Origin of the sequence: Catonella sp., assembly GCF_052173895.1 — a bacterium.
Taxonomy (GTDB): domain Bacteria; phylum Bacillota; class Clostridia; order Lachnospirales; family Lachnospiraceae; genus Catonella.
The window spans coordinates 1-4075 of sequence record NZ_JBQMXS010000080.1; the positions used below are offsets into that span (position 1 = coordinate 1).

Consider the following 4075-nt stretch of genomic DNA (forward strand, 5'->3'; position numbering starts at 1 on the left):
CTCCCTTTCTAATTTTGAGTAAAGAAAAACAGTAAACCTTTTTTGATTTACTGTTTTTATACTATTTTTTATTTAATTGATATTACTAAAAATAGGAATTTTACGTGCTTGAGTAGATATTATATTTTCAGTCAATGCTTCATTCTTCATAACACAATCAAATATCTAATATCTCAACAATTTCTCCATTGTGCTGTTTCAATTCAATCTTCCGAATTATTTCTTCTCCCAAATATTTAATAAAATCGCTTAATTCTGATGAAACTTCAAATATAATGTTGTGTTTACTATCATTCTCCGGATTAAATGTTGAATTATAATTTCTTTCGCTTGACCAATAATTCCAATTTACATCTGTTCTTTCGTAATAAACATAATTCTGTTTTTTTGTAACATATATTCTTTTGTTAATCAATACCTTTTCATCTTCAGATTTAAAAATATCAGAATATAATTTTAAGCCCTCAAATTGCTTATATTCTTTAATTTTATTATTTGAAACATTAAGCTTTATTTCTTTATAATCCATAATCTTTCCTCCTTAAACTTGTTGCCTATACAGAAAAATATTATACCGCTTTGATTTACCGTTCATTTTTTCTTTTTAGTTTTTATTGCCGGTAATTCTTTATACATAGAATTGAATAACCCTGTTAAATATTCTTTGTTGTCAACATCATCTACCAATAGCATTTCCTTTGCTCCATCATATGGTAACTCATACTTTGCATTTGGCATATATGCTATTGCAGATTTAACAGGCTTCACTAAAAACCTATCATCATAAATTCCACCAACAATTTTTCCGCGATAATAAACAATATATTCGCCCATCATTAATCTATATGTTATTTCTTCCAACTCGGATAGTTGTTCTAAAATGAAATCTAAATATTTTTACTTGAAGCCATTTTTCTATCTCCCTTAATTACTAAAATTTCAATAGTCCATTTTCATCAAACTTGAAATTTGGACCCCATGCAACTTCCCAATAATATCCATCTAAATCCGAAAAATATGCGTGATATCCACCCCAAAAAGTATCTTGCGGTTCTTTTACAATGGTTCCACCAATATTGCGTACTAAGTCAATTACACTATTAACATCTTCTTTATGTTCAACATTGTAAGCTAATGTAATTCCGAAAAATCCATTTCCTTTTGGCGGATTATTTTCATCAATGTCTTTTGCTAATTGTTCCAAAGGAAATAGTTCGAACTTTGTTCCCGGAGTATCAAAAAAGCATACCGGTGGATTAGTTTCTATGCAATCAGTCTTATATCCTAAACCATCTCTATAAAACTTGATTGACTTTTCCATATCTTTAACACCTAAACAAATACAAGTAATTTTGTTCATTGTTACCTCTTTAATTCGTTATTTCTCTCTTAATAGTTATTGATATTATAGCATTTTTTAGGCATTTTTTCTACTGCCAGATTTCCCTACTCACTACTATTTGCCCTTTGAATATATTACTTTGAACAGCTTATCTTGAAATGTCTCTTTACTCTTTTTATCAAAATATATCTCTGTTACAAAGGTCTTTCCATTTATATTTTTTGTTAAAACGCCATCAGGCTTTTGGGATTCTTCTTGTTCTTCTTCGTGTGTTTCGTTTACTTGAGTGTTCGTATTTTCTGCCATTTAGTTCCTCCTTTCGACTTGCACAAAAAAAGATTTCCTGTGATTAGGAAACCTCTTTTGCGATTGATTGATATTTGGTTTTAGGTTGTTGCTTGTAACTTCTTTTTTGCTCTGTATTCTCTTGCTTTTAATTTCTCGTACTCTCGGCACTTTTCAAGATTGTTTGCTCTGTATTCTTTGTAATATGCCCTACGATATGCCCTTGCTTTTTCTTTCTTTGCTTCTTCTATTTCTTCCCTCATTTGTAGTATTTCTTCTTTTGTCGGCTCTATCTGTTTTGTAAGTTCATTTTCAAATTTTCCGATATAGTTAAAATAAACCTCTATTCTTTGGACAACATATTTTGCTCTTTTTACATCTCTTTCATGCACAACGATTTTACTGATAAACTCATTGATAATGGTAGGAGTAAGTTCTTCAAAGTTGGAATAACTTTCTGCAAGTCTGATAAATTTCTTTGCCCTTTGGCTTGCATTTTCACATTCGGATAAGCGTTCTTTGATTTCTTCTTTTTCTGCTTTTAAAGTATAGTATTCTTCTGCATACTTTCTTGATAACTGCTCATAGCGTTCTGTATCCATATTTCCAAGTGCATTATCTTCATAGAGCTTATTCATCACTCTTTCTATCTGTTCCATTCGGTCTGTGATTTGTGGCATACGCTTTTGGTTCTTCTTGACTTCTTCGGTTTGCTCTTTATACAGACTATCTTTCACAATTTTTTCAAACTCTACTTTATTTTCTAAAGAATACTGTGCTATGTTTCGTAAAACTTCGGCAATATTTTCCATAACTTCATCTACATCAATGCGATGTGGGGAGTTGCATTTAGGGTGCTTTGCTTTTCCTTTGGCATATTCACTGCAATAGGTTACATGCTGTACTTTTTTGTTTTTGTGTATGGTGCGAATGTGCATTTTTGTTCCGCAATCCTTACAGTACATCAGTCCTGATAGTGCGTGAATTTCTCCATCTCCGTTTGGTCTTTTGACAGGTGCGTTTTTTAACATACGCTCTACATTTTCAAAGGTAGTTCTATCTATTATCGGCTCATGCACATTTTCTGTTATTTGCCATTTGCTTTTATCTACATAATGGTTTCTCTTATCTCTGTAATGCTTTTCAGTCTTGAAGTTGACTACATCGCCACAATACTCTTGTCTTTTCAGTATGCGTGTTATGGTTGCTTTGTTCCAGTTATAGCGATTTTCTTCATTGAGAGGTTTGCTTTTGGCTGTTCCTCTGTCTTGTCGTTTCATATAAAAGGTTGGGGTTAGTATTTCTTTTTCTTTCAGATAAACGGCTATCTGATTTCTGTTTTTCCCCTCCATAAATAGCCTGAAAATGAGTTTTACAACTTCGGCAGCTTCTTTATCAACGATCCAATAATCTTTGTTCTCAGGGTCTTTTATATAGCCGTATGGAGCTTCTGTTGCGACAGGCTTTCCGTTTGCTCCTTTGGTTTTAATTCCTGTTTTTACTTTCTTGCTGATGTCTCTTGCATACCACTCTGACATGATGTTGATAAAGGGGGCAAATTCCAATGTGTTTTGGTCAATACTGTCTATACCGTTATTGATGGCGATAAAGCGTACATTGTTTCTTCTAAATATCTCCATTGCATTACCGACTTGAAGATAATCTCTTCCCCATCTCGTCATATCTTTCATGATTACAATTCCGATTTTGCCTTGCTCTACATCGCTTATCATCTGTGTATAAGCTGAACGGTCAAAGAACCTACCGCTTTCATCATCGTCGATATAATGGCGAATGTTTATCAGCTTTTTACCTCTTGCATATCTTTCTAAAAATGCTTTTTGATTGACAATACTATTACTCTCGCCACCGTCTCTATCTTCATCACCAACTGAAAGGCGGGAGTATAGTGCTGTGATTTTATTATGATATTCTATCATAGCATTATCCTCCTTTTCTCGTGTCTATATATCACTCCTGTTCAGTTAATATTATGCAACCCATCTCGCCGAACCATACTCTTTCCCCTGTCTGAACTTCTTGGCATTTTTGCCTTTGGTATAGATAATGAATTTAATTATAGCAGCAACTCCTATTCCTGTCAGTATATCCACCAAATAAATACTTGGGAGAAAACTCATTGTATTAAGCTCTAATATCCCCTGAAATATCTTGTCAATCATATCTCCACCTACATAACTTCTTACATGATGAGAGAAAATATTTCCTAAATAGAAAAATGCAAGATAGGGAATGTTTTGTTTTACAAACTTTGCCTTATCTTGAACCTTGAATAAGCCTTTGATGTCTTTTAATATCTTATTTATCATGAGTCTTTTCACCTCCAATCAAAAGTAATAGATAGTGCCTGCCTTTTTGTGTTACAAAGGTCTGTATCCCAACTGCTTCACTGCCTTCCTTGCACCATTCCTTTACTTCAAAATATCC

4 protein-coding genes and 2 pseudogenes are annotated in these 4075 nt (G+C 33.0%); all 6 read right to left on the reverse strand.

Annotation, left to right across the window (positions count from 1 at the left end; translation table 11 throughout):
* Positions 1 to 157: 157 nt before the first annotated feature.
* On the reverse strand, positions 158 to 529 hold the full coding sequence (locus tag ACTTG8_RS09755; protein ID WP_003030991.1) for an EXLDI protein: 372 nt from the start codon (positions 527 to 529) through the stop codon (positions 158 to 160).
* 62 nt (positions 530 to 591) lie between these two features.
* Positions 592 to 911, reverse strand: a pseudogene (locus ACTTG8_RS09760) (TfoX/Sxy family protein).
* 20 nt (positions 912 to 931) lie between these two features.
* On the reverse strand, positions 932 to 1360 hold the full coding sequence (locus ACTTG8_RS09765; protein ID WP_442561919.1) for a VOC family protein: 429 nt from the start codon (positions 1358 to 1360) through the stop codon (positions 932 to 934).
* Positions 1361 to 1456: 96 nt separating this feature from the next.
* Positions 1457 to 1648 carry a hypothetical protein gene (locus tag ACTTG8_RS09770; protein ID WP_157622072.1) on the reverse strand — a complete coding sequence of 64 codons (192 nt, stop codon included), beginning with the start codon at positions 1646 to 1648 and terminating at the stop codon, positions 1457 to 1459.
* A gap of 80 nt (positions 1649 to 1728) precedes the next feature.
* The gene (locus ACTTG8_RS09775) at positions 1729 to 3567 is read right to left on the reverse strand and encodes a recombinase family protein (RefSeq protein WP_442561920.1); all 1839 of its coding nucleotides are present in this window, start codon (positions 3565 to 3567) and stop codon (positions 1729 to 1731) included.
* A 60-nt stretch (positions 3568 to 3627) separates the two neighbouring features.
* A pseudogene (locus ACTTG8_RS09780) lies at positions 3628 to 3957 on the reverse strand (VirD4-like conjugal transfer protein, CD1115 family); the annotation flags it as partial.
* Positions 3958 to 4075 lie beyond the last annotated feature (118 nt).